The sequence below is a fragment of the Oceaniferula marina genome, from assembly GCF_013391475.1.
Classification (GTDB): domain Bacteria; phylum Verrucomicrobiota; class Verrucomicrobiia; order Verrucomicrobiales; family Akkermansiaceae; genus Oceaniferula; species Oceaniferula marina.
In genome coordinates, this window is the sequence record NZ_JACBAZ010000003.1 from 522224 (window position 1) to 548541 (window position 26318).

The window sequence follows — 26318 nt, forward strand, 5'->3', positions numbered from 1 at the left end:
ATGCACTTATCAGCTCCAAAGATTTACCTTCTGACTCTTGTTTGCGGATGCCATGCCGCCCTCGGCGCGCCACCCAATTTCGACGACCACATCCTGCCGATATTCGAGCAGTCGTGCAACAACTGCCACAACCCGGACAAATCCAAAGGAGACCTCGACCTCAGCACCTACAGCGCCACCCTGCGTGGAGGCTCCGGTGGAAAAATTGCCGAACCCGGCGAAGGCGCGGCCTCCAAACTCTACGGCGTGATCACTCACACCCTGGAACCAAAAATGCCGGAAAACGGCGATAAGATGGATAAAAAACAAGCCGACCTGATCCGGGCATGGATCGATGGCGGCATGCTGGAAAATAAGTCCGGTAAACCGAAAAAGAAGAAGAAAAACAACTTTGCCCTCGCCGCCCCAACCAGCACAAACAAACCGGACGGCCCGCCACCGATGCCCAAACACCTGCTGCTCGAACCCCTCGTTACCACCACCCGGGCCACGGCCGTCAACGACCTCGAAGCCAGCCCCTGGGCGCCCTTGCTGGCCATCACCGGGCAACGCCAAATCCTACTCTACCACACCGATACCCTGGAGCTCGAAGCCATCCTCCCCTTCGACCATGGTCAACCCGAGGTGCTCTCCTTCCACCCGTCCGGCAAGTACTTACTCGCTGGTGGAGGTATCGGAGGTAAATCCGGCACCACCATCACCTGGGACATTGAATCCGGCACCCCGGTCATTCGCGCCGGCAAGGACTTCGACTCCGTACTCGCCGCCTCACTGCGCCCCGACCTCGGTGGCGTCAGCCTGGGAGGTCCGGGCAAACGAGTCAAACTCTGGGACACCCGAAGCGACGAAGCTCTGGTCTCCATCAAAAAACATACCGACTGGATTACCAAACTCGCCTACTCCCCGGACGGCGTGCTACTGGCGTCCGGCGGGCGTGGCGGAGGCGTCTACATTTGGGAAGCCCACACCGGCAATGAGTTCCACAACCTACGCGCCCACCAAGCAAGCATCACCGACCTCGTCTGGCGCTCCGATTCCAACCTCCTGGCAACGGCCTCCGAGGACAAACAAATAATCGTCTGGGAAATGAACCACGGTAAGCAGGTGAAAAAATGGGCTCCTCACGGCGGCGGCGTGCTTTCGATCGATTGGGCACGGAACGGCAACCTCGTCACCAGCGGGCGCGACAAAAAAGTCAAACTCTGGAAACCGGACTTCAATGCACTCAAAGAACTCCCCCCTTTTCCCTCCATGGTTGTCGACGTGGTGTTCAGCCACGATGGCAAACGCCTGATCTGTGCCGAGTGGTCCGGCACCATCAGCGTCTGGGACGTCGCCAGCGCCAAGCAGCTTGGCACTCTTGCCGCCAACCCGCCGACGATTGCTGACCGAATCATCTCCCTGCAAAAGTCCATCACCGGGCTCCCAGCAAAAACCAAACAAGCCGAGCAGGCATGGAACGAGGCAAAACAGCACCTCACAAAGCGTCAACAAGCCGAGCAGCAGGCAAAGGCCACGGCCCAACAAATGAAACAAAAACAACAACAGGTCGAAAAAGAACGCCAACAAACCGATCAACAACAGAAGTCACTCGCCCAGGTTGGAAAACAATTGCAAAGCGAACATGAACAAAAACACCAAGCTGCCAAGAAAGCGCGGGAAGCTCTGCAACAACACAACCAACGCATCGCCGCCGCCCGACCACCCATCCAACAAACGGAAGCTCGATTGAAACAACTCCAGCAACAAAAACAGGAACGGCACAAACATGAAACCAACACCCGGAAACAAGCCGAGGCCGAACCCGAAAACCAAAACCTCAAACTGGCACACGAAAAAGCCGTCAGCGACCGACAAAAAACCGAACAGGAACTAACAAAAACACAACAATCGCTGGATCAACAAAAACACTCGCTGGCCCAACTCGAACAACAACGGAAAGGACCGGGAAACCAACAGGCGATAGCCGATCAGCAACGCCGCGAAGTCGATGCCAAATGGCAGGCCCATCACGAACAAAAAAAACAGCTAGAACAAAAGTTTCATCAAATCAACAAATCCAGCGGCGAACTCAAACAGCAACTCAAGGCCCAGGAGCAAAAACTGAAACAAACAGCCGAGGCCAAAACCAAAGCCGAGCAGCTGTTAAAAACCACAACAGGAGAAAAGGAACAGCTCCAGCGACAAGGCGCCAAACTCAACCAACAACTCAAACGTTGGCGTGCCGCCGCCATCAACACCGAGGCGATTCAACTCGAGAAAGAAGCCAAGCAGCTCCACCAGCAACAAGAGCGGTCGATCCAATCGTTTACCGCTCTCGCCGACTCGATCAGCAAGATGAAAAATCCGGCCGATCTCCAACAAAAATCCCGGGAACTGGCAAAGCTCCGAAAGGAAATCGATCAGCTGTCCGCACAACTCGTCCAGGTATCCAGCCAGGCCAAAGAGCGCCTCGCCTCCTACCACGCCGCCCTAAAATAGACTAATGGGGGACCTCCCAGCCCCCGAGCAAAGCCCAAGCCCTACTTCCCGCAAAATAGGACAGGATTCCATCCTGTCGACAAGCCAAGGAACAAACAAGCCTCCTCTCAAGGCCCGATCCCGGATATACACCGAAGCATGAAATGAAGGTGCTGTCCCCGTCACCAGAAAAACAATGGAGGGAGTGGGGGAAAGTGCATCCAAGTCCTCGGAAAAACCGCTTGAGTAGGGTGAGAGAACCTCTTTCCGACTCTAGAGCCAAACATTTTATATGATCAGGCTTTCATGAAATATGCGGGCTAGCTTCCATATCAAGCTCTTCACTATTTGTCCATTCCGAGAGAATGGTATCTTACCAAGTAGCAAAACAGACGGGAAGATTGCCGAGATAAATTTCTGTTTTGGCAAGGCGCGACGATGGAATGGTGCGGGCACCATGACTGAGGAGAAACGCAGCCAGAACAGAAATTTATCCGGAACTCTGGTAGACCACGAAGTGCATTTCCTCACAGCTTTAAAACTTTCAATCGTCTCATCTGTTTTGCGGAGTGGTATTACCAAGTAAGAAAACAGAAATTCATCCGGAAGACTCGATGACCACGAAGTAATTTCCCTCAAAGCGTAACCATTTTCAATCGTCTCATGTGTTTTGAGGAATGGTATATGGCAGTGTCCGCTTTTTACTCTCTCCGCCTGCTCTGGCCCTTGGGTAGGGTTTGACCTTGGGTGTTTTAAAGTCGGCGGGTTGAGGCTTGTCCACACGCAGCGCTTGGGCATCGCCGTACTGTTGCTGTTGAGCTTTAAGCAAGTCCATCATACGGGCCACCCTCTCGGGGTTTTCCGCTGAGACATCATGCATTTCATCAGGGTCGTTTTTGAGGTCAAACAGCTGATGACGGTTGATCTGAGGGAAAACCATCAGCTTCCAGCGCTCGTCACGGATCGAGCGTTGGCTGTCCTGGTAGGCAAGCGTTGCCACATCCCGAACTTTAGCGCTTTTACCTTCCAGCACCGGGCGGATGCTTTTGCCGTCGATCTTATCGGCGATCTTACCGCCTGCGAAATCCACCACTGTGGGAAAGACATCATGCAGGTAGACCAGCGCATCTGTCTTGCCTGCATCAATCCCCGGGCCGGCAACCATGAAGGGGACTTTCATCCCGACCTCATAGATATTCTGTTTACCAAACAGGCCGTGACTGCCAAGCGCGAGACCGTGGTCGGAAGAATAAATAATGATGGTCTCTTTTTCCAAGCCGCTCTGTTTCAGGTAATCAAGCAAGCGCCCGAGATCGTAGTCCATTGCTGTCATCAGCGCGTAATAGTCAAAGATGTGGCCCCGTGTGGCTTCCTTTCCTCTTGGCCAGGCCTCCAACCTTTCATCACGAATGGTCATCGAACCGATATCCCAGTGATGCATCGGCTTGAAGTTTTTGGGCAGGGGGATCTTCGCCGGGTCATACATATCCCGGAAATGTTTCTCGGCATAGCGGGGGTCGTGTGGACCGGACACACCAAGGTAGATGAAGAACGGCTTGTCCTTGTTGCGAGTCTGCTTAAGAAATTTCAGTGCATCATCCACAAAGGGGCGGCAGGCCCGGCCGCTCATCAGCGCATTCACATTGTGCACTTCCCCGTAATGGTCGAACTGCTTGCCAATCACTGGATGGTTTGCCCACGCACTTTTTTCACGGTAAAACGTTTCATAACCAGCGGTCTTCATCACCTTGGGCAAGGTATCTCCACTTGAAGGACAGCGCATTTTAGGAGCCCAGCGGTGCCAGACTTTCCCGGTCATCACCTGATTACGCGATGCGATACAGACCGCCCCTGTGTGAGCGCCGTAACAATAACCGTTGTTAAAAACCTTGGATCGCTCGGCTAGTTTGTCGATGTTGGGTGTCTTGATGTCAGGATTTCCCAAAACTCCAATCGTGTCCGCCCGTTGGTCATCCGTAAAAATAAACAGAATGTTCGGCTTCTTCGCCATGGCCAAACCGGCCAGAGCGCTTAATATGGCAAGTGCCAATAAACTTTTATTCATAGGTAAGGGTTGTTTCATCTAGCCGGATGCTCCGAGTTCTCCCTGAGAGCCTCTCTTAATACGGCGTCTGGCATAGACTGTTGCAAAAAACACCTCACAGCTCAAACGAACAGAATCAGCTGAGGAAATCACAAACCGGGAAAAGCAGTTCCAGAGTCCGCATTATTTTCTACGGCGCAGGATGAGGGAAACCCCTCCCAAGCTGAGCAGTGCTGCCGAGGAAGGTTCAGGAACAGCATGGATACTCAGTGCGGCTACGGGATCATCACCAACCCCAAAGGTGAACATCCGCAATTCATCCATGTCCCCAACAAAATACTGTTGGTTTTCAGTATGCGATTTTTGACCGATGGCATAATCACCGGTCCAGACGGGGGCACCATTAAAGGAGTCACCCACGACCTCCTTGCCATCGACGTATAATTTGGAGATTCCGTTGTTTCGAATGATCGCAATGTTGTACCACTGGCCCACGGTAGGGGTCATGGCATGAATGCTGTCGGAAGCCACACCGTTGCGCTGTAAATTGATTGGGCTATTGCTAAGCTTTGAAAAAGTCAGGGCTCCTGTCGTTCCACTGCGAACATAACGCTGGTGGCCTGCAAGACTGTGATGGCGCACCCAGAACTCCATGGCAAAATTATCAGCCGGCAGATTAGCTGTGGCTGCGTCATTTCGCCATAGCGATGTGCTCATGGCAGCGTTGCCAGCGAAAGTGGTGTAGGAGCTACTACCCGGGGCCGCTGGAGTTGTAGTGTTGATCGTCAGACTACCAACACCTTCTTTGGTATCCATCGAATAGCCATTGCCACTGGTATCCAATGCAATATTCCCTGCCCCGGTCGATCCATCCTCCCCCATGGGAAGGTGCATGATGGTCGTAATCGCGGCATGCGACGGGACAACATTCAAAAAGCCACCCAAAGCTGCAACGGTCATTTGTTTTGTTAATTTTTTCATCGTTCTTGATACCTTATCCTGTTGCCTTCTGCATTTCGTACCCATCCATGAACCATGGGCCACATATGACGTATAATAAACAGCCGCACACCACGGTGAGTCACGCTTTATGAATTATCAAAAAGCGGCCAAAAACTGCGAAAACGCGCAGACCTATGTTCTGTGCTGCCCCCTGAACTGTCCTGGAGTCATACCGGTTTCGCGCTTAAACATGTGGCTGAGCCTTTCCGGGTATTTCATTCCCGCCAACTCGGCGATATGCGCCAGGGTAAAATCAGTATCTTTGAGCCATCCTTTGATGCGCTCGAGCTGGGTTTCGATCAACAGACGTTTAACCGTCACCCCCATTTCCTTCTCAAAACTACGCTCCAGCAATCGCTGGGATACATGGCACTGATTGGCGATATCCTTCACTCTGGCGCCCTCGGTAGCTCGTAGTCTGATTTGCTCAAGAGCCTTCGCAACAATGGGGTCGGAAACAGCGCAAACACCACTCGAGAGCCGCTCGGTAACGCCTCTGGGCGCTACCACACGTTGAATCCCCATGCCGTGAGGGTCTTTACCCTCCATCATGGCCCCTAACCAAGAGGCGGCCAACCAGCCAACCCGGGGAATATCGGGATCAATACTCGACAAACTCGGAAAAACCATCGAGCACAGCAGGCTGTCATCATCCACCCCCAGAACCGCCAGTTGTTCGGGAACCGCCTTACCCAACTCATGGCAAAGGTTAATCACCCCGACTGCGACCGCATCACAGGCACAAAACACAGCGCAGGGCATCACCAAATCATCCAAAAACTGACGGATTTGACGGGATCTGGATTGGTAATCTCCATCCGGTATAGGCGGAACTTCAAGACTGCAGCACTCATACCCCCTTTGCTCTAGCTTGCTGATGTATCCCTCCTGCCTAAAGGTTGAATAGTGGCGGTTCTCATAGCCAATATAGGCAAAGCGCTCATAACCCTTACCTATAAAGTAATCGGCGGCCAAGGCTCCTACCGCCAAATGATCACTATTGATAAGCATCCCTGCCACAAAAGCCTGCTCTCCTTCAGCACACAGGTTCAACACGGGAATACCTTCCCGGCTTTTGGCACGTGAAATCGTTTGATCCAGTGAGCGGACAATGATTCCGTCCCCTTTCCAATGCTCCAACCATCCTGGCTCCGTCGTCTTTAAACCCCGTTCCTCAAAATGAAGATTCCAATCATGCATCTGGCCATACTTGGCAATCCCTGAGAGCAGGTTTCTCCCAAACTGGGTCGAGCTTTCAATAATGACCGCGATGTTTTTCATAAAAAGAGTTTTGTTGGAACCCCCTTGTCAGGCAAGAAATTTAGCCCCCACCCCTTGGCATGAACGCTTATTAAGCTATTCATTTGATATCATGAAGCGACCACACCTTGAGCTTTTTTTCTTTGCCCTCCGGTATTTCAAATGGTCCGGGAACGGGAAACATACCGTTGCGAGCACTTCCATGGTAATCTGACTTTAAGTGGTATTGGGAGCCGTCAGGTTGTAGGTAGGCTTGTCGCGGGACCTTGACTTTGCCGAGTAGTTTACTGGTCACCCAGGGAAAACGATTCACTCCGCCATCAAGATCCGGCATGACCAGATTCAAGTGATATGCCCCGTCCTTTTGCTCTAGCTTCAACCCGACCCTGTGCTCCTTACTCAACGTCGAATCCTTGCTATGTCTCGAAGGTGTTGCGCCTTGCAAAAACACATTCCCTGCCATGAAGACATCCATTCTGGCCTTATCGTAACCGGCAAGGCTGACAGATTTTCCGATGAACACATTGTTATAGTAGCGCTCATCGCCGCTGCGATTCGGGTCCAAACCTCCCATTTCGGTGGAGTGCTCCTTAAGCCACGGAGTTCGTCGACCTTCAGCATCACCGACTTTCACTTGAATGTTGCCCGCAAACAAATTGTGCGCATAGGCCCCTCCCTGTGAATTGACCAACATCGCTTTTTCCGATAGCAGCACATTGTGATCGAGCATGACCGGACCATGGTTCACCTCGAGGAAAATATCCTCTCGAGGCTTGTTGTCATGCAATAGGTTCTTCGTCACCCGTGTTCCCTGGGTCATCCAATCCAACCAAATGCCACGGCTGCAACGGTACACATGATTTCCTTCAATCAGAGAATCCAAGGCACCGTGAAACTTCATCCCCGCCATCTCGTGACCGCTAAACAACCTGCGCACGTGGATATCATGAATCTCATTCCCGATGATTTTTGAAAAAACCGCCCCGAGACTCCCTACAATGCCCGCTTGCTCGCAATGCGAAATATGGTTTCCCCTCACGATATGGTGACCGATGTTTTGGCCATTCCAGCCATGCTTGTAGGCGCGCTCGATTGTTTTTACATATCCCCCGGCACTGTTGGCCGAAGTATTGTCCCACTTGTCACCATGTTTTCCCAAAGTGATTCCCGTACAGGTGGAGTAACGAACCGTATTGTTTTCGATCACCCAGCCTTTGCTCCAATGGGTTCCCACCAGACCGATTTGTTCCGCAGTTGGCGGTGCCCAGGGGGTCGCAGCTTGTTCCAAAATAAAGCCACGCAATGTGATGTAGTTCACTCCGGTCTTGCTCGGATAAAAAACGGATTGCCGGGCATTCACTTCCACCAGTTGGGTATTGGGATCAACTCCCATGAACTGCGCCCAGACAGTGGTCGCATCACCAGCAGCAGGCTCGGAAAACCATAGCGGCTTATTGTCAGTCGGAGCAAAGACATCCTGCTTTTTTGCCGCCTCGGTTAACCAGTGACCATTAAGATACACCGCCGCGGTGTGATGTTTACGCTTATTCGGTTTGAACCAATCCCCCCGGATCAAATCCTGAAACGGGTTGAAATCCCCAAACATAACATTGGGGATCTCGACCTTCCAGATATCCCCCTGAACACGCGTCCAACCTTTGACCACTTCCGAGCCCTTGATCACCACCGTTTCACCTTCTGCCGCCCGATAGACAATCCGATGCTCATCTGAAGTCCCACCGCGAGGGGGATCGATCCTCTCACGATACACTCCCTCATGAACGGTGATCACATCACCCGGCATGGCAAGCTCCGCAGCTTTGGCTATGTGACGAAGAGGCGCCGCAAACGTTCCGGCAGAGGTGTCATTTCCACGGGGTGACACATGATACTCTTTGGCACTCAAACATGGCATGGCCGCCATCACGGCCATGCCTGCGGCCCAATGGGTAATACCACTCCGCAAAACAGATGAGACGATTGAAAGTTTTAAAGCTGTGAGGAAATGCACTTCGTGGTCTACCAGAGTTCCGGATAAATTTCTGTTCTGGCTGCGTTTCTCCTCAGTCATGGTGCCCGCACCATTCCATCGTCGCGCCTTGCCAAAACAGAAATTTATCTCGGCAATCGTCCCGTCTGTTTTGCTACTTGGTATAACAATCGATTTCATAGGATGCATTTTTCTAAAGAGGCGAGAATACAAACGCCCTGGAATGATCATTCTTACAAACGGGTTGCCTTTTCACCATGAAAAACGGGTCCGCCGTTTTCCAGCTAAGCTCAAGGTTCATTTGTCAATCGTTGGCATCCTTGAAAACATACCAGGTGTAACCCTTGGCCTTCACCTTGACCTTGACGGTAACTTCGTTGCGATCATTCAGGCTGTGCTGCTGCTTCTCAGCAGATTCTTGTTCCTGAATCATCGCCTCGCCTCGGATTCCTGTGTAATAAAGCGGAACCCGGATTTCCTGTTCCACATCGCGTTCCAGCGGATTATAAACCATCATCAAGCCCTTCTCTTCGAGCTTCGGGTTCACATGCAGGATGTAGTCCAGACTCCGTCCGTCGGGACGTTTCAGATGGAGAATATCAGAGGTGAGGATCGCACGGTGTCTTTTGAAAAACGCGACCATTTTTTTGAGCATCGCCAGCGTTTCAGGGGAATCATACAACTGGGGGCCCCGCATCATGCTGGTGACTCCGTAACCCAAGGTGCAAGCCAAGCGGTGTTCGTAGTCCGCAAGATTCTGTTTCAACGGTATCATGGCAGCCGCTTTTCCACCTCCCTTGTAATTGCTCAGCGGGACAAAGGTCCAACCCATGATATTATTGCGACTGTGCAAGGAGCTGTCATAGATCGTCCTCCGCGTCAGCAGGTGCTGCATTTCACGTGGTGCCGACCAGGAGGCTTCCCGGTAATTGTGCTGCACTTTGGACGCGCCATACATCACATACCAATCAGGAATTCTTAAGAAAATCCCCTGACCGTTCATCCAGCTGTAAAAATCCAGAATACGTTTGCGTTGCTGCCAGACGGAATCCTTGTAGCCTTTGTGGCCAGGGTGGTAATCAGCACCGCAGGGGTCGGTAGGGTAGGAACCATCATGAGTGAATAAGCCCATTCCGGTTTTCTGATAGAATGTCTTGATGTTCTTTAAATAATTCATCCCCCAGTTGCTCGCCAAACACGGGCAACGGCCGAAACGGCAATGTGGGCCACTGGTCTTGCCTGTCGCGGGGTCAATGCAGGAATCCTTCCCTGCTCCTCGGGAGGCCAGCAGGTTGTATCCGCCGATCGTGATACCTTTCTGCTTGGCATAAGCTTCCAAGCGCTTGTATTTGGCAATATTAGCCGGACTGACATCCTCGCAATTGAAACCACTTCCAAACGACATCAACATCAGCTCGTAGCCCACATCCGCACATTGATCGATGCCTTTCTTGACGTGTTCCTCCTTGGAGCTGGTGATATCGTATTCCAGCGGGCATTCCGTGGTCCAAGGGGCTAGATTCCGATACATCTGGGACTTTGCCAGTTGCTGGCGCTCCTGATCGTGGCTGTCAAAGGGAAGCTCCCAGATCCGGTGGGAAACAAAAACCTCGTCCGGGTCCAATGTTTCCTCCGGTCCTATGGGAGGTGAGCACTCCACCCTCACCAGCGCTTTGGAGGTAACCGCCGGCTGGCTTCGAAAGCTTGGGTCCCTCATCCAGTGCACCGCATAACTGCCCTCCGCCTGAGGGCCAGGAGACGCAGATTCTGCCGAGCCGTGGCGGAACAGGCCCGATTCGATGTAGAACCGCTTGGCGGGCTCCCAGCCCTGGCCTCCCGCTGTTGTGATGTTTTCGTTGTTGATCGCCAGCAACTCACTAACATAGCTGTTTAACACACAGGGTGTTTCACCGTGGTTTTGCACGCTGATCCATTTGCTCATTACGGGCAAGCCATCGTAGAGGTTATAGTGCACATTGATTTTCAGTTCCTTGAGATACCCCAATTGAGCCAAAGTTTCGTCGGTTTTTTTGCGTGCTCCGTATACCCGGAAGCTTTGAATTTTGCTGATCATTTTTTTGCCTGGCTTGTCCGCCTTGACCACACCTCCATGCATTCCGGTTTTGCCAACTCGAACCAAATCGGGAGCCCCGACAGGCAACTTGATTCGGGCTCCTACCTTTTTCCAATTTTTGTCATTCTGGCTGTAGAAACAAACAAGCTGCCCGCCATCAAGATAAGCGCGCAGAACAACAGGGGTGCTTGGATCAATGTCAGCGATCTTTTTGTATTTTCCTTTGCAGCCTGCATATAACACCCCTTTGGAAGGGTGACTGTAAATCTTTGCGGCCTCTTCTTTTTTGCCGGTTTTCTGCCAAATGAGAGCAATTCCGGGGCCTAGGCCATTCCCCGGGTTATGTCGGTTGACGGCCTTGCCGGATTGATCTGTGCCCGGGTCGATGCGGCATTCGACAAGCTTTACCCCTTCCGGCAAGGCGCGCTCGAGAAAGACTGACTCGTTCTCATATCCTGTGTACTCTCCGGCATAGCCTTCGTTGGTAAAGGTGCTATCCGAAAGTGAAGGGCTCATAACGGCTTTCCATCGAGTTTCCAGCACAGCACCGGTAAATTCACAAGCATCCAAAATCTCAGCGCCAATGGATAAATCCTGGCTGAATGTTAGAACCTCTTGTAGCACCTCGTCATCGATGTGGTATTGGAAGCGAATTTCACGTCCTTTTGGAGGCCAATCCTTATGCTCCGCCATCCATTGCGGATTAGCCTTCCAAGCAATGTGTGCCTGGATGGGGCCCTGATGAACGGACTCCAGTTTGCATGCCCCTTTGAGAGCTTTCATCTTCGGCAGGTCTTTTTCGAGAATGAAGCCTTTTTGACTGGCTGGCTCCAGGCCGCCGACGTTCATCGTCAGGCCGTTGATGGTGATGCGGGCCTCCGGTTCGGTGCTGCGGAGGAACTCCTCACCGCTCCAAAGGTTCTTAAAACTGATGCAGGCCGTATTGGGCTCAATCTGAAAACTCCGGCTGATCAGGCCATTGGAGAGAACCAGACCGCCACTCCGGGACTGGTATAAGCCAGCCTTGGCATGACGGTTATCAATCAACCAGTCAGATTTGAGTGCCACCTTCTGTTCATCGAATAAAGGCAATACCGTGGGGTCCACCGCCTTGTCCTCCGCCGCAAACATCAATTGCCCCGCCCCTAAAACCGCGTAGAGCAGTAAGGCTGTTTTGTTTATCGTTTTCATTACCATTTTGTTACACGCACATGAATTCGCATTAAACGAATAATGCGGTAACCATCATACGCGCTACCATACAAGTTTTAGCCTGGTGTTCATTATGAAAAAGCGACAGAGACTTGCGATTCTACGCACCTCTGGTCGCACAAAAAAATGAAGCCTTATGACATACCTCAACATGTCTCATCCCTGAAAATACCAAGACGCAACCCACCATACTCTCAAAACACAGCCCATTTGACTTGGCCATCAATCCACCTTATGGGTTCAGAATGAAAAAACTCCTCTTGGGCTGCACCATGCTGCTGGCAACGCTTTCGCCAAAGAGCAGTGCAGCAGAGCAAGTGCTCACACTTGGCGACTCACTCACCTTCGCCTATGAAGCCGAATTCGGTTTTCGTATCTCCGTTCCCTTTCTAGGAACCTACGGAGATAATTTCGACTCCAGCGTCCAAAACTGGGTGGAAATTCTCCACTCCCCCGACTACCGCAACGCCTACTTTGATCAAGGCGAGCGAGACGACATCACTCTCAACCTTCTGTTCAGTTCGACCAATCTGTTTTTTAGAAGGGAATACAACTGGGCGGTCCCCGGGATGAAAATCGACCAATTGCGGCGCTACCTCAACCAGGAAGTCAGCCTCCGCGATATCCTTGCCGAATCTCCGGAATTTGCCGACTTACTTACCGCTCTCGACTTATCCAACTACAAAGATGCGGATTTCGACGTCATCGATCTGGCCGAACAAGTGGAAAACTCGGCTGAGCGTCTGGTCCTCTTCATTGGTGGGAATGATATCAACCAAGTTTATGGAGACATCTACCTCAACAATGCTCCCGGTACCTTTGTCCAGGATTATATCGATGATGCAACCGCCATCATCGATTGGATCCAAACCATCAACCCGGACCTGCCGATCGTAGTCGTCAATGTCCCCCACGTCGGTATCACCCCCGATGTTCAGGCAAGCTATCCAAGCGATCCCATCAAAACCGAGCATGTCACCCAGGTTCTGATCAATCTGAACCAACAACTGGAACAACTCTGCCAACTCAAAGACATCGCTTATGCCGATATCTTCAGCATCACCCTGCCTCTCTTAACAAACGACAAGCTCTGCATTCACGGAATCACCTTCTCTAATTCGGGAAGCACCACCGGCGAACTTTCCCACGTCTGGCTCAACGGCCCGCTCAGTGCCAATTTTCACCCCAACACCAATGCCCACACCCTGATCGCCAATCAAATCATCCACGCATTCAACCGGCATTACCAATCCGGCATTCCCCCACTGACCGCGACCGAAATGCTCGTCGGGCTGCTCAACCATTCAGCAGCCGATATCGATATGCCTTTTGATGCCTGGATGAACGGTTTTGGCTTAAACGGGCACCCGGCCAGTGATGACTCCGATCACGACGGCCTCAATGCCGGCACCGAATTCGCCCTCGGCCTGAACCCAACCTTCAAAGACTCGGAATTTTATACTCAGTCGATAGCTGGATCTACCGAAACCCCAAGCTGGCAACTCGCCTACCCCGTACGCCTGCCCTCATCATCCCACTACACCTTGACACCGAAAACGTCATCCGACCTCATCCACTTCACTCCATTAAGCCCATCCACAGGAAGCGACGGGATCACCCGAGCCAGCCACCCGATCCTTACAGGCAAGGCATACCTCCGACTTGAAACCATCATCACCCCATAGCTGTCAGTAACGCTCCGGTATCCACTTCTTTCCGGCCAACGCAGCAACATCATCATAGGCATCCGACTCATCCCGCTCCGGTAAATCCACCTGGGGATCAGGCAATACCTCGTATGGAATGGTATCCAACAAGTGAGCCATACAATTCAGTCGGGCCCGCTTTTTATCATTCGAGTCCACAATGTGCCACGGCGCCCATTTGGTGTCCGTCACTTCTAACATCGCATCCCGGGCCCGGGAATAATCAAACCACTTGCTCCGAGCGGTCAGATCCATCGGACTGAGTTTCCACTGCCGCTTTTTATCCCTGATGCGTTGTTTAAAACGGGCCTCCTGGTTCTCATTACTCACCGTCAGCCAGTACTTCACCAAAATCGTGCCACCCTCAACCAGCCAACGCTCAAAGCCGGCACAGTTCTTCTTAAACTGTTCATATTCATCATCCGAACAAAACCCCATGACCTTCTCCACCCCCAGACGGTTATACCAACTCCGGTCAAACAAAACAATTTCTCCAGCCGTCGGCAACTTGCTGATATAACGCTGCAAGTACATCTCACCCTCCTCCCGGTCATTCGGAGCAGGTAAGGCCTCGACCCGAAACACGCGCGGACTGACGCGCTCCCGGATCCGCTTGATGATGCCTCCCTTTCCTGCGGCATCCCTCCCCTCAAACACGATGACCACCCGTAAGCCCTTGTGCTTCACCCAATCCTGCAAATGCACGAGCTCCGTCTGCAGACGCTCCAGCTCCGCCTCATAATACCGGTTCCTCAACTTTCCCTTTTTGTTAACCGGCCCTTTGTCCTTTTTCGTTTGCTTGCTCATCAGTTCATTCTCCAGATTCATTCTCAGATCATTCAAAATCCTATCGGCCAACCTAGCCCCCATCTCACGACCTTGCAAGAACTTCGTCAAATCGACCCCATACATGCTCAACACTTGCTTTCCACCACCATCCATGGTTCACTTATCCCGTGCTACAAATTGTCTTCAACGAAATCAGCGCCTCCGAGATCTCTCGGATGGACACGCTCGACCAACTCGAATTACTCGATGCCTTTAAAGTCACCGAGGCCGATTTAACCGACCTCGATGGAGACAGGTTTGGTAAAATCATGCGCGACGGAAAAACCCTCTACCGCTTCCGCACCGATGATTGCCGAATCTATTTTGAAGTCGCTGACAATTCCGTGGTCGTCCACCGGGTACTCCACAAAAATTCCTTTTCCGACTTCCTGTTCCGCTCGCAAATGCCACTCGCCGAAGACGAAGAACTCTCGAAATCGAAACATTTCTGGAACCTGATCGACGAAGGCCGCAAAGCCCGACGGATGTAAGCAGATCCGCGCATCACGGGCATGAAATCATGCTGCCCCGCTCACCACTTTCGTTCTTTTCATCATAAGGACAATGTGATAGATCTTCTATCGTCATGACCAAGAAGATTCTCCACGTTATCGTCTTTCTCGCTGTTGCCGCTATTGTCTCCTCAGCTTTTCTCGGTGAAGGGGATGATGACGTCAAAGCCATGGGCCAACTTCCCGCCTTGATGTTGGCCGCTGTCTATCTCGGCGTGATGTTTGTCACTTACATCCTGCCTGCCCTTACCGACCGTGCCACCACCGCAGTGCTCGACTCCGGTGAAATCGTCGAAAAAGACCCACTGCATGACGCTCGGGCCGCCTACGCTCGCGGCGACTACGAAGAAGCGATGGAAGTCTACCGCAGCGTCACCAGTGACGACCCCTATAATCGCTTACCATGGGTCGAAATCGCAAAGATCCAACATGACAACTTGGAAGACCCCGATGCATCCATCGAAACGCTTCGCGAAGCCCTCGAAAGCCACGAATGGCCAGTCAATGACGCCGCTTACTTCATGGGACGCCTCTCGGAAATCTATCTCGAGGACAAAAACGATCAGGAAGCCTGTATCACCATCCTCAATCAGATGATCGAGCTGTTCCCGGAAACCCGCCACTCAGCCAACGCCACGCATAAGCTCAACGAAATTATGCGCGCCAACGAGGCTCAGGCCTAACACGCCACCGCACAAGCATCAACCGGCAGCCCCCACCCCCACTGCTTGTGCCGTCTCCAAATTCTTCTCCCAAAAGAACTCCGGCTCAATTTCTAACAAAATTTCCGCTGTGGCCGCTCATCCTTGGCACCCTCCTTGGTGTTCTGATCGCCGACCACTGCGGGCTACACTTCGAATCAAGCTTCGGCCTAACCCCTCCGCTTCTTGACTCCTGGTTCTGGCTCATTGAAACCACGGCGCTTGCTGCGCTCGCCCTGATCGTCCGCAAGCCTGCCGTCACCCTGCTATCACTCGGTATCATTTTTGGCCACCTCAGCCACGGTTTAACCATCGAGCGACAACAGGAAGGACGACAATACGTAACAGCAACGCCCGATCGCAGCGTAACCATCCATGCCGTCATCCTCGATACCGGTCGATCCGAAAAAGGCCCCTACCTCGCCAAGGTCATCACCTCCGACCAATCAGGAGTTAAAACATCGAGCGTATTACCGGCAGGGTTACGCATTGTCTTGATTACAAGCAAGGATCAGACATCACCACTCCAGATCGGCGACCTGGTCCACGTCCAAGGATCACTCAGCCCAATCCCTCCTCCACGCAATCCACACGGGTTCGATCTTGCGCGTTGGCGCCACCGTCAAGGAGCCAACCTTCAACTCGTCGCAGACCACCCTGTCCAGGCGGTCGGGATCAACACCCTGCGGATCCCCCTCAGAACCATGGCCAAATGGCGCAACACCCTGCGCAAAAATATGACCCGTGGCCTCGAACCTGAATCCGAAGACGCCCAACTCATCCGTGCCGTCGTGCTCGGAGAACGGCCACCCCAGCCTTCGACCATGATCGATGATTTTCGCAACAGCGGCACCCTGCATGTGTTTGCCGTCAGCGGCCTTCACGTCGGGATGGTGGGTCTGCTGATAGGTTTTGTCCTGTCACTGCTCCGTGCACCCCGCTGGATGATCATCACCCTCACTATCCTTGGCATGGCCCTCTATGCCGGTATCACCGGTGGCAGGCCTCCCGCTGTTCGAGCTGTGATCATGGCCAGCGTTTTTCTCTCAGGATTTTTGGTCAAACGCCACCCAGTGCTGATCAACAGCCTGGCTGCCAGCGCCGTGCTTGTCCTTCTGTGGGACGGCCACCAGCTTTTCACCCCCGGCTTTCAACTCTCCTACGGCGTGCTGCTCGCCATCGCCCTGTTCACCCGCTTTTGGACCCAACGCCTTCACCGCATCGGGCAGCTTGATCCCTTCATGCCCCGCCTGCTGCTGAGCCACTGGCAAGAACGCCGCCTCGTAATTCGTGAACACTTGCAAGGGTCTCTCTCGGTTTCCTGTGCTGCCTGGATGGGATCCAGCCCCCTGATCTGGATTCACTTCGGCATCATCACACCCATCTCCATCCTTGCCAGCATCCCCCTGATGCTTATGATTTTCGGCGTGCTCGCCCTGGCCATGGCATCGATCAGCCTCGGCTCCCTCTCTTCCAAAGGTGGAGAAAAAATCAACCAACTCAACGCCCTGCTTGCCCGGGTCACCCGAAACACCGCCGCAGGTTTTGCCACTGTCCCCGGAAGCCACTTCCACAAGACACGCAAAAGACCCGAACATGGACAGGTGATCATCTTCGACCTTCCCAAAGGAGGCGGGGCCCAGTTCCTCGACTTCGGTGGCGGCATCCTCTACGACAGCGGCAGCCCACGGAATTTCCGCTTCCACGTTCAACCTACCTTGACCCACCTTCGAGCCAGACCCGACTCCCTGATCATCAGTCATGCCGATTCCAGCCACTGCGGAGCCATGTACCAGTGCCTCTCGCTCTACCAACCCAAACAAGCCATCATTCCCCGCCCCGATCAACGAAGCCCGAGCTACCGCCAATTCATCCGCTCAGTCGACCAATACGGCTGCCGAACGATCACGCCCCAACCCGGACAATGCTTCCTTCTTTCATCCGAGCCATCCAAGCCACTGGGGACTTTCCTGGAAATCCTTCACGCACCCGCCAACCTCAAGGGACGTGGTCGAGCCGATGACACCGGACTCGTCACTCGTCTCCACTGGCGGGGGTGGACGATTCTTTTTACCTCCGACGCCGGATGGATCACAGAAAACCGACTACTCCAATCCGGGCTTAATCTGCAAGCCGACGTTCTCGTCATGGGCCGCAATGCCAACGATTACACCGGCCAGCTCCACTTCATTGATGCCGTCTCACCCCAAGCGATCATTTCCAGCCATGCACCCTTCCCAGAAGCCGAACGCATCCCCAACACATGGGCTGCCTCAATCCGCCAACGCGGGATCCACCTCATCGACCAACAACAATCAGGAGCCGTCACCCTGACCATGGAAAAGGATCAGCTAAAACTGAGCCCGACATTACCCGATCGTCCAACTCTCATACTCACGCGGTGAATTCATTGGACAAAACCACCGCCAGACCTCAATTTTCAGCGCGAAGAACAACCACCCTCACGCCATCGTCCGAAAAAATTTCAGCCTGCTACTCGCTCTGCGCTACCTCAACCCGCTGCGCACCCACGTTTCTGTCATCACCCTGATCTCGCTGGCAGGGGTGGCTACCGGCGTCATGGTTCTGATCGTCGTCCTCTCCGTCTTCGGTGGCTTTGAACAACTGGTCAAAGAACGGGTCCTCAGCTACACCCCGCACATCCTGCTGCAACGGATCGCCCCGTGGCCCGATCCCGAACAATTCCCCGAATACAACGCCGAAGAAGAATGGCGGGCCGTCGAACAGTCGATGACCCAACTCGACGGTGTGGAAAGCGCCTACGCCCTCATCAATGATCCGGTTCTGCTCGACCGCCACGGCGCCATCGCCCCAGCGAGCATGCAAGCCATCGACGCCGCCAACCTCTCTCAGGTCGCCGCTCTCGAGGAGCTGATCAAACCCGGCAACGGCAACGCCGACATGGGAATGGGCGAAACCGCCGTGGTCTCCTCCCTCACCGCGGAAAAATTTGGCATCTCCCTCGGTGATGTCATCCAGATCCACTCCAGCCGCAACCTTCAGGAAATCAAACCTGCCCTCGACCGGATCGGCACCGAGGCCTTCGCCACCACCCACGCCGAGGTCCTCAGCCAGATCAAGGCGGATATCACCCGCATCACATCCGTAAAAGATGATCAGGAGGCCGTCCCGATCGAGGAACTACAACACCTCTACTACAATCAAATCCAGCCACTGCTCGACTACAACATTCGCAATGCCGAAAAACAAATCCTCGATAACACCTTGAGGCATTTGGAAACATTCACCAGCCGCAGCACCCCGGACCCCGACACCAGCGGCGACTTCCTTTTTCCCAAAGGCCACATGGCCAAAGCCATTGCACTGCTCGATCAACTCAAGGATGTGGACCTCGATCAGGAAGACATCACCAACGTCAAGCAGATGAAAACCATCATCCTGCCCAAAGACCTCGAAGTCATCGGTATCTATCAGGCAACCCGCCATGCCTACAGCCCCGATGTCTTTGTTCCGCTTCCGATCGGCCAGGACCTTCTCGGCATCGGTGATGGTGTCCGCGGAATCGCCCTGCGACTAGACGAACCCTACGACGCCCAAAAGGTTCTAGATGAAAGCATCCTACCCAACATGCCAAAGAACGGCCTCTGGTCGGCCCGCACCTGGATGGAAGACCACCAGCAACAACTCGGTTTGATCAAAACCCAGCGCCAGTTACTCACCGTCTCACTATCCTTTATCATGCTGGTTTCCGCCTTCTCCATCATGGCCGTGATGTTCACCGTCACCATCCAGAAAAAACGGGAAATCGGCGTCATGAAAGCCCTCGGAGCCACCCCGGCCCAACTCGTTCGCGTCTTCCTTTACCAGGGGATCCTGATCGGCCTGTTCGGAGGCATCATCGGCCTGACACTCGGCAATCTCGTGCTCGACAACCTACAATCCATCCTCGACCTCTTTGCCTCCTGGGGATTCGACCCCTTCCCCTCCGATTTCAACGGCTTTGACGGCCTACCCGTGATCAAACAACGACACGAATTCATCGCCGTCTTCCTCTTCGCCTTCATCCTCTGCACTCTGGCCACCCTCGTCCCCGCTATGGTCGCCTCCAAAAGCGATGCCGCCAAATCCTTGCGAAATATGTAAGACTCCCAGTCCGTAACTCTTCCATCCTTATTCTTTTCACCCACTATCCGGAACTTTCACCATGCGATCCATCATCATTCTCCTCGCCGCCACCGCCACCCTGGTCCAGGCAAAAATCACCCGCACCCCCTACCTCCAACTCGCCAACGACAGCTCAATCCATATCGTTTGGCGCACCGATAACGCAATCCAGCCAAGCATCCGCTACGGCCTGAGCGCGGAGCAGTTAGGGGAAAGCTCGGATACCGTCCTGACGCGGCAAACCAAAAAAGACAACAAGGACGCAAGCACGCCCCCCCTATTCGACGCCCCCAAAGGGACCTTCCAGTATGAAGCCAAGGTCTCCGGACTCAAAGCGGATACCCTCTACCACTACGCCGTTTTTGACGGCCAAAAGCGCCTCACCCCCAACGACGGCACTTACACCTTCCGCACCCACCCAAAACCAGGCAGCCCGCGCGACCTCTACTTTTGGGCTGTCGGCGATTCCGGCACCGGCAGCATCTATCAGAAAAAAGTGTTCCAGGCGATGCTCGACTACAACGCCAAACACAAACTCACACTGGATATGTATCTGCACGTCGGAGACATGGCATACGGGTCCGGCAAAGACCCCGAATTCCAATCGAAATTCTTCCAAATTTACCAACCAACGCTGCGCAACACCGTCTGCTGGCCCGCCATGGGTAACCACGAAGGTTACACCTCCAACGGCAAAACCGGAGTCGGCCCGTATTACGACGCCTATGTCTCACCAACCAAGGGAGAAGCCGGCGGCGTCCCCTCCGGCACCGAAGCCTACTACTCCTACGACTACGGACGCGTCCATTTCATCGTTTTGAACTCCCACGACCTCGACCGCAAACCCACCGCCACCATGGCGCAGTGGCTCAAGGAAGACCTCGCCAAAACCTCCTCGAAGAAGTCCGACTGGATCGTCGCCTTCTGGCACCACCCACCCTACACCAAGGGAAGTCACGACTCCGATAAAGAAAAGCAACTCATCGAAATGCGTGAATACATCATGCCGATTCTCGAGTCCTCCGGAGTCGATCTCGTCCTCACCGGTCACTCCCATATTTACGAACGTTCCATGCTCATCGACGGTGCCTACGACACCCCGACCACCGCGGAAAATCATGTCCTCGATGACGGTGACGGCCACCATCAGGGTGACGGGTCCTACCAAAAAAGCCCGGGCTTGAAACCCAACGAAGGAACAATCCAGATTGTCACCGGCCACGGTGGCCAGGGGCTCCGCCGCAAAGGATATTCTCCCATCATGAAGCGTAGTATCCTCGAACATGGCTCCACACTGGTCTGGGTCAAAGGTGATACCCTGAGTGCCATCATGCTCGATAAAACAGGCAAGGTTGCCGATGAATTCCAAATCGAGAAAAAACAAGCCGTCACCCCAACCCGGATCGCCAAACCCTGGAGCCCCACCGATTTGACCGCCGGCACCTATCTAATCCCGAAAAATGCCAGCTGGTCATACCTCTCCGAAGGTCACCCCGCTGCCGAATGGGCCAAGCCGGGGTTCAATACCTCAACCTGGAAAACCGGGCGCGCCGGATTCGGCTACGGTGACAACGATGACACCACCATCACCAACATCCAAGGAAAGCAAAACTGCATCTACATCCGCAAAAACTTCACCTTAAAAAAGGCCGCAGATGCCAAAAAACTCTGGTTGTCCATCAACTACGACGACGGCTTCATCCTCTACCTCAATGGCAAGGAAGCCTTCCGCCAGAATGTCAAAAAAGGTCGCGGGAAAGAGGCCAAGGGTGTGGCCCACCACGATGCCGTCAAGTTCGATCAGTTCGATCTCTCCCCCTTCGCCTCACTGCTGAAGGAAGGCAATAACACCATCGCCATCGAAGGACACAACCGTAACCTGAATAGCTCCGACCTCAGCCTTCACCCGACGCTGATCCTAAAGACTAAATAGTCTCCAGCAAGATGTCCCATGGGACCGATCAAACCAACTTCCGTCTTTCTCGTTCTGGCGCTCTGCGCGTCCTTAGTTCACGCTCATGAGAGCCCGGAACACACGATTGAAGCGATCAATCAACACGCCCAACTCACGCCGGCCCAACTCCACCAGCGCGCAATCGCCAAACGGGCACTGAACCAACACTCATCGGCAATCACCGACCTCACAACCGCCATTCAAGCCGCTCCCGATCAACTCGGGTTCCGACTGGAGCTCGCCCGAACCCAACTCGAAGCTGGCCACAACCGCAACACCCTGCACACGCTGGCTCAGGCCCTGCCTCTGGCCACCACCCCGGAACAACAGGCGGAAATCCACCAGCTACGCGCCGAGGCCTATCAGGCGCTCAACCAGCACCAACAAGCACTCAAATCGATCCAGCAAGCATTCCAACTCATCCCCTCGGGAGAAATCGACTGGTATCTGCTCCGTGCCCATAGCCAGGGCCACCTCGGCCAACACCAACAACGGATCGATGACCTCGCCTCCGGCTTGAAACATCACCCGAGCGCTGTCGTTAAAAATCATTGGATCGATGCCCTCATCGACGCCGGATCATTCCATTCCGCCCTTGTTGAAATCAACCGCGAGCTCGAAGACCGCCGCTGGACGTCCTCCTATCTCATTAAACGTGCCCGCAGCCTGCAAGGGCTCAACCGAACGCAGGAAGCTACCGCCGACCTCAAAACGGCCCTCGCCGAAATCACAGCCCGGCTCAATCCCCAACGCCCCGACCTGCTGTTACTCGCCGACCAAGCGGTCGCCTATTCTCTCCTCGGTGAGCAAGACCAGTCAGCCCGATCCATTCAACAACTCCATGCCCACCACGCTCCTCGATGGATCATCAGCCGGGCCAGCAGACACATCCCCAACAAGTAGGGCGGATCGTTCATCTACCGTCCGCTTTGTGCAGAATATACATTCGCTCGCCCTCCCTTGCTCCCTTTCCCTGGATTGCCGACAGATTGGAAATCTGCCTCCCCTCCACACCGCATCACCACAGCCCACCATGATCGCCAAACCCTCCAAATGGACCCTGCCCATCACAATCCTGCTCATTTTTATCGTCATCATTCTCGGCTGGCTCTTCGGAAACTAATACCAAGTAGTAAAACAGACGGGACGATAGCCGAGATGAATGAGTTCTTTGGTAAGGCGCGACGAAGGAATGGTGCGGGCACCATGACTAAGGAGAAACAAAGCCAAAGGAGTCATTCATCCGGAACTCTCATGCATCACGCAGTGCTTTTCCAAATACCTCAACAACGATCAATCGTCTCGTCTGTTTTGCGGAGTGGTATTAGCCGCCAACCAAACGTCCTCGCATAGAACCTTGATCCACCCCATCTTCCTCCTTGCCCATTCTTCACCCCTCACCTAAAACTTTCCTCATGCGCGACATCGTTTATTTCGACCTCGAAACCCAACGCAGCTTCGGCGACGTCGGCGGAGCTGCCAATAAAGACAAAATGGGGATTTCGGTCGGTGTCGCCTACTCTACCCGCACCGGCGAATACCACATCTTCGGCGAAGACCAAACCGACGAGCTCGTCAACATGCTCACCCGGGCAGACCTCGTCGTCGGCTACAACCACATGTATTTCGATTACCCCGTGCTGCAAGGGTACACCATCCTCGATCTCGCCAGCACCACCGTGAACCTCGATATGCTCATCGAAGTCGAACAATTGCTCGGCCACCGATTAAAACTCGATGCGATTGCCTCCGCCTCACTCGGCATGGGCAAAACCGCCGACGGACTGGACGCCCTGCGCTGGTGGCAGGAATACAAAAAAACCGGCAACCCGGAGCCCATGATGAAAATCGCCGAATACTGCTGCTACGACGTCAAATGCACCAAAGAGGTCCACGAATACGGTGTCAACAATGGCCTGCTCAAGTACTCCGACCGATCCGGCAATATTGCCGAGGTCAAAGTCGACTGGTCCTAACCACCAGTGCACAAAGAAGTGGCCCCACCGCAGGGCTCCTGCATTAGGGAGATTATCTCGGTGATACCTGCAGCGCTAACAGGATAGTCAGGATTTGTAATTTTCAAAGATCAAGGTTTGCCCAAAACTTATCGCTCACTTCAAAAAATCCTGTAAATCCTCTTCGATCATGTGAATCCTGTCAGCGCCGAAGGCTGTTAGCCCCGAGTATATTCGCCCTGGGGTTCACCGAACGATTCGACCTTGACCTGTCACATAGCTTACGTTAGAGATTCAAGCCATCGATATGGCTTCTTTCACATTGTCACGCCTTTTTCCTATCTGGGGACTCAGTCTCTTACTCACATCACTCAGCAACGGCCAAACTGATCCGGCTCCAAGCACGGAAACCAACCATAGCCACACCGGACTCCAACAAACCGAGATCAAAGGGCTCTTGGTCATGAAAATGAGTAACGGCAAATATGCTGGTGCGGCGGCTCAAATGAACGCCACCGTGATTGAAAAAAAAGCCGACTTCGAAATCGGCTTTAACCAATCCGTTGGCAGCATGATGGACTCGGCCACCAAAGAGGTCGAAAAATTCATCCGGGTTCGATACGCCAAACGTCTCCCTACAGGCATGCGGATTGAATTTGCATTTTCAAACAAGTATTCCCCCAAAGACGGCCCATCCGCAGCCGTTGCCTGCGCACTAATGGCCGACTCCATTCTATCCGGAAACGAGCTCGATCAGGGCTTTGCCGCCACCGGCGACATGACTGCCACCGGAGATGTCCGCGCTGTGGGAGGTGTTCAATCAAAGATCAAAGGGGCCATAAAAAAACAATGCACCATCGTCACCATCCCAAAAGGAAATCAGGCAGCGGTTGCCGACTCCTACATCATCAAAGGACTCAAACCTCTGTATGCTATACAAATCTTCTCCGTTGAAACCTTCGATGAAGCTCTCGAACTCGCCAAATCGAAAAGAAAGGAAAACATACAAAAAGCCATCGATGAGTTTGCCCTGGTGCAAAAGGCACTCAATAAAAATGAGAAATACATCTATAACAGTAAAGTACAGGCAAAATTGCGGCAGGTCATCACACTTGCACCCCACCACCTGTCTGCAAAAAATCTCCTGCTTCATGGTCTGAAAAAAGGACCTCAACGGCTCTCACTCGTCGGATCCATCAATTGCATCAATGCCGCTCACGAAAACTTCGGATCCATTCTCGAGGACAATAGCTTCTCAACCAGCCGCATCGATCAAGACGTCCTCACCGAACTAATCTACGAATTCAGACGACTGCGAACCAAACTCGACAAGCGAACGATCCCCTGCACCGACGCCTACGTCGATCTCGCTGAATTTATCAAAGACGTACGCAACCGGAAAATCTTCAACCAACAACTTCAGGAAAAGCTAACCTCCATGATCGAAACCGTGGTATCCGAACGCAAAAAACTCTTCAACAATCCGCAAGTTCGCGAAGAAATCATGGAAGACTACCAATAGCCGCCCCCTCAAGCGTTTCAAAGCGCTCCCCCGATTTCAGCTGAAACAACTGACGAAAACGAACACCGGTACACAGGAGGTCACGAGAAGAGACCACGTCCACCCGTAGACAAGCGGCATCCCTGCAGAGAATATACAAGTTCGGATCGCCCTGAGCCTCAACAACCGTTCCTGCAGGCTCATCAGGTGGATCCGATAAAGAGATCACAGTTACCTCATGCAAGCATAACGGAACCATACGTATGCCTGTTTCTGCTCCCGGATAGGAAGGGTTGCAGGCTCGGACCAGACGATCTATTTCATCCGCATCCATCTGCTCCCAGTCAATCTGCAAATCCGTACCGGCCGGGCGGGTCTGGTAATTTGCAACTGCTTCATCCTGCTCACATAAGGTTCCCTCGCCTCGCTCCAAATACTCACACAACGCATCCATTGCCGCCGGACCTCCATGTGCCAACTTGGCCAGATGCGTTCCCAACACGTCATGCTCCGTGAAATCCAAGGAATGCGACCATAACACCTCTCCGGAATCGAACATCCTCTCCATCTTGTGCAGAGTTAAGCCCCCACCCTTCTCTCCATTCCTCATCTGCCAAAACACCGGGTCTGGTCCCCGATAGAATGGCAATTGGCCGAGGTGAACATTCCAGCACCCTTGCGCTGGAAAAGCTAACACGCAGTCAGGAAACCGGTAAGGAAAGGTCATAACAACGATGGCCTCAGGATTTACATCCTTCAGCCACGCCATCAAATTGCATTCCAACTTATTTTTCTGACAGACAAAAAAGGGAATCCTTGCCGATTCGGCCACCCCCCGCACTTCCAGCGCATACGCATGTCCGTAATCAGAAACCACCACACCAGCCAACACCTTCCGCTGTAGCAATCTCACGAGAGCCAGCTGACTCACGCCATGATTACAGAATAATACTATTTTCATGATCCGTTTTTT

At 53.3% G+C, this 26318-nt stretch carries 17 protein-coding genes; 10 read left to right on the top strand and 7 right to left on the bottom strand.

What is annotated here, in order from left to right; genetic code table 11:
- Positions 1 to 2481 (top strand): WD40 domain-containing protein, encoded by a 2481-nt coding sequence (locus HW115_RS09935; RefSeq protein ID WP_178932469.1) that lies wholly within the window; start codon positions 1 to 3, stop codon positions 2479 to 2481.
- 640 nt (positions 2482 to 3121) lie between these two features.
- Here the strand turns inward: HW115_RS09935 and HW115_RS09940 are convergent.
- The 5 genes from HW115_RS09940 to HW115_RS09960 form a co-directional block, all read right to left on the bottom strand.
- Positions 3122 to 4525: a sulfatase family protein gene (locus HW115_RS09940; protein ID WP_178932470.1), complete on the bottom strand. Its 1404-nt coding sequence runs from the start codon at positions 4523 to 4525 to the stop codon at positions 3122 to 3124.
- A 162-nt stretch (positions 4526 to 4687) separates the two neighbouring features.
- Positions 4688 to 5485, bottom strand: coding sequence for a LamG-like jellyroll fold domain-containing protein (locus HW115_RS09945; RefSeq protein WP_178932471.1), 798 nt, complete (start codon positions 5483 to 5485; stop codon positions 4688 to 4690).
- Between the two features lie 153 nt (positions 5486 to 5638).
- Complete coding sequence (locus HW115_RS09950) at positions 5639 to 6787, bottom strand: XylR family transcriptional regulator (RefSeq protein WP_178932472.1); 1149 nt, start codon at positions 6785 to 6787, stop codon at positions 5639 to 5641.
- A 79-nt stretch (positions 6788 to 6866) separates the two neighbouring features.
- Positions 6867 to 8936 (bottom strand): right-handed parallel beta-helix repeat-containing protein, encoded by a 2070-nt coding sequence (locus HW115_RS09955; protein ID WP_227021403.1) that lies wholly within the window; start codon positions 8934 to 8936, stop codon positions 6867 to 6869.
- 124 nt (positions 8937 to 9060) lie between these two features.
- Positions 9061 to 12021: a hypothetical protein gene (locus HW115_RS09960; protein WP_178932475.1), complete on the bottom strand. Its 2961-nt coding sequence runs from the start codon at positions 12019 to 12021 to the stop codon at positions 9061 to 9063.
- 266 nt (positions 12022 to 12287) lie between these two features.
- Here HW115_RS09960 and HW115_RS09965 point away from each other — a divergent pair, with 266 nt between their 5' ends.
- Entirely contained in the window at positions 12288 to 13727 is a 1440-nt protein-coding gene (locus tag HW115_RS09965; RefSeq protein ID WP_178932476.1) for an SGNH/GDSL hydrolase family protein, read from the top strand.
- 3 nt (positions 13728 to 13730) lie between these two features.
- Here HW115_RS09965 and ppk2 read toward each other — a convergent pair whose 3' ends face one another.
- Positions 13731 to 14576 (bottom strand): polyphosphate kinase 2, encoded by an 846-nt coding sequence (ppk2, locus tag HW115_RS09970; RefSeq protein ID WP_227021404.1) that lies wholly within the window; start codon positions 14574 to 14576, stop codon positions 13731 to 13733.
- Positions 14577 to 14704: 128 nt separating this feature from the next.
- Between ppk2 and HW115_RS09975 the strand changes: the two genes are divergently transcribed.
- From HW115_RS09975 to HW115_RS10010, 8 genes are all read left to right on the top strand, one after another.
- Entirely contained in the window at positions 14705 to 15067 is a 363-nt protein-coding gene (locus HW115_RS09975) for a hypothetical protein (RefSeq protein WP_178932478.1), read from the top strand.
- A gap of 95 nt (positions 15068 to 15162) precedes the next feature.
- Complete coding sequence (locus tag HW115_RS09980) at positions 15163 to 15771, top strand: tetratricopeptide repeat protein (protein ID WP_178932479.1); 609 nt, start codon at positions 15163 to 15165, stop codon at positions 15769 to 15771.
- A 47-nt stretch (positions 15772 to 15818) separates the two neighbouring features.
- Positions 15819 to 18194, top strand: a complete 2376-nt coding sequence (locus HW115_RS09985) for a ComEC/Rec2 family competence protein (protein ID WP_178932480.1) — start codon at positions 15819 to 15821, stop codon at positions 18192 to 18194.
- Between the two features lie 151 nt (positions 18195 to 18345).
- Positions 18346 to 19914, top strand: coding sequence for an ABC transporter permease (locus HW115_RS09990; protein WP_227021420.1), 1569 nt, complete (start codon positions 18346 to 18348; stop codon positions 19912 to 19914).
- Between the two features lie 61 nt (positions 19915 to 19975).
- On the top strand, positions 19976 to 21868 hold the full coding sequence (locus HW115_RS09995; RefSeq protein ID WP_178932483.1) for a purple acid phosphatase family protein: 1893 nt from the start codon (positions 19976 to 19978) through the stop codon (positions 21866 to 21868).
- An 18-nt stretch (positions 21869 to 21886) separates the two neighbouring features.
- The gene (locus tag HW115_RS10000; RefSeq protein WP_178932485.1) at positions 21887 to 22792 is read left to right on the top strand and encodes a tetratricopeptide repeat protein; all 906 of its coding nucleotides are present in this window, start codon (positions 21887 to 21889) and stop codon (positions 22790 to 22792) included.
- A 512-nt stretch (positions 22793 to 23304) separates the two neighbouring features.
- Positions 23305 to 23865, top strand: a complete 561-nt coding sequence (locus HW115_RS10005) for a ribonuclease H-like domain-containing protein (RefSeq protein ID WP_178932486.1) — start codon at positions 23305 to 23307, stop codon at positions 23863 to 23865.
- Positions 23866 to 24151: 286 nt separating this feature from the next.
- A complete protein-coding gene (locus HW115_RS10010; RefSeq protein WP_178932487.1) occupies positions 24152 to 25366 on the top strand; it encodes a S16 family serine protease in 1215 nt (404 codons plus the stop codon).
- Here the strand turns inward: HW115_RS10010 and HW115_RS10015 are convergent.
- Positions 25347 to 26306 carry a methionyl-tRNA formyltransferase gene (locus tag HW115_RS10015; protein WP_178932488.1) on the bottom strand — a complete coding sequence of 320 codons (960 nt, stop codon included), beginning with the start codon at positions 26304 to 26306 and terminating at the stop codon, positions 25347 to 25349. The two genes, HW115_RS10010 and HW115_RS10015, sit on opposite strands and share 20 nt — an antisense overlap.
- Positions 26307 to 26318: the final 12 nt, after the last annotated feature.

Excerpts from the sequence above, each read along its gene's own strand:
- HW115_RS09935 (WP_178932469.1), top strand. The coding sequence starts at position 1 with ATGCACTTATCAGCTCCAAAGATTTACCTTCTGACTCTTGTTTGCGGA.
- HW115_RS09940 (WP_178932470.1), bottom strand. The coding sequence starts at position 4,525 with ATGAATAAAAGTTTATTGGCACTTGCCATATTAAGCGCTCTGGCCGGT.
- HW115_RS09945 (WP_178932471.1), bottom strand. The coding sequence starts at position 5,485 with ATGAAAAAATTAACAAAACAAATGACCGTTGCAGCTTTGGGTGGCTTT.
- HW115_RS09950 (WP_178932472.1), bottom strand. The coding sequence starts at position 6,787 with ATGAAAAACATCGCGGTCATTATTGAAAGCTCGACCCAGTTTGGGAGA.
- HW115_RS09955 (WP_227021403.1), bottom strand. The coding sequence starts at position 8,936 with ATGAAATCGATTGTTATACCAAGTAGCAAAACAGACGGGACGATTGCC.
- HW115_RS09960 (WP_178932475.1), bottom strand. The coding sequence starts at position 12,021 with ATGAAAACGATAAACAAAACAGCCTTACTGCTCTACGCGGTTTTAGGG.
- HW115_RS09965 (WP_178932476.1), top strand. The coding sequence starts at position 12,288 with ATGAAAAAACTCCTCTTGGGCTGCACCATGCTGCTGGCAACGCTTTCG.
- ppk2 (WP_227021404.1), bottom strand. The coding sequence starts at position 14,576 with ATGAATCTGGAGAATGAACTGATGAGCAAGCAAACGAAAAAGGACAAA.
- HW115_RS09980 (WP_178932479.1), top strand. The coding sequence starts at position 15,163 with ATGACCAAGAAGATTCTCCACGTTATCGTCTTTCTCGCTGTTGCCGCT.
- HW115_RS09995 (WP_178932483.1), top strand. The coding sequence starts at position 19,976 with ATGCGATCCATCATCATTCTCCTCGCCGCCACCGCCACCCTGGTCCAG.
- HW115_RS10000 (WP_178932485.1), top strand. The coding sequence starts at position 21,887 with ATGGGACCGATCAAACCAACTTCCGTCTTTCTCGTTCTGGCGCTCTGC.
- HW115_RS10005 (WP_178932486.1), top strand. The coding sequence starts at position 23,305 with ATGCGCGACATCGTTTATTTCGACCTCGAAACCCAACGCAGCTTCGGC.
- HW115_RS10010 (WP_178932487.1), top strand. The coding sequence starts at position 24,152 with ATGGCTTCTTTCACATTGTCACGCCTTTTTCCTATCTGGGGACTCAGT.
- HW115_RS10015 (WP_178932488.1), bottom strand. The coding sequence starts at position 26,306 with ATGAAAATAGTATTATTCTGTAATCATGGCGTGAGTCAGCTGGCTCTC.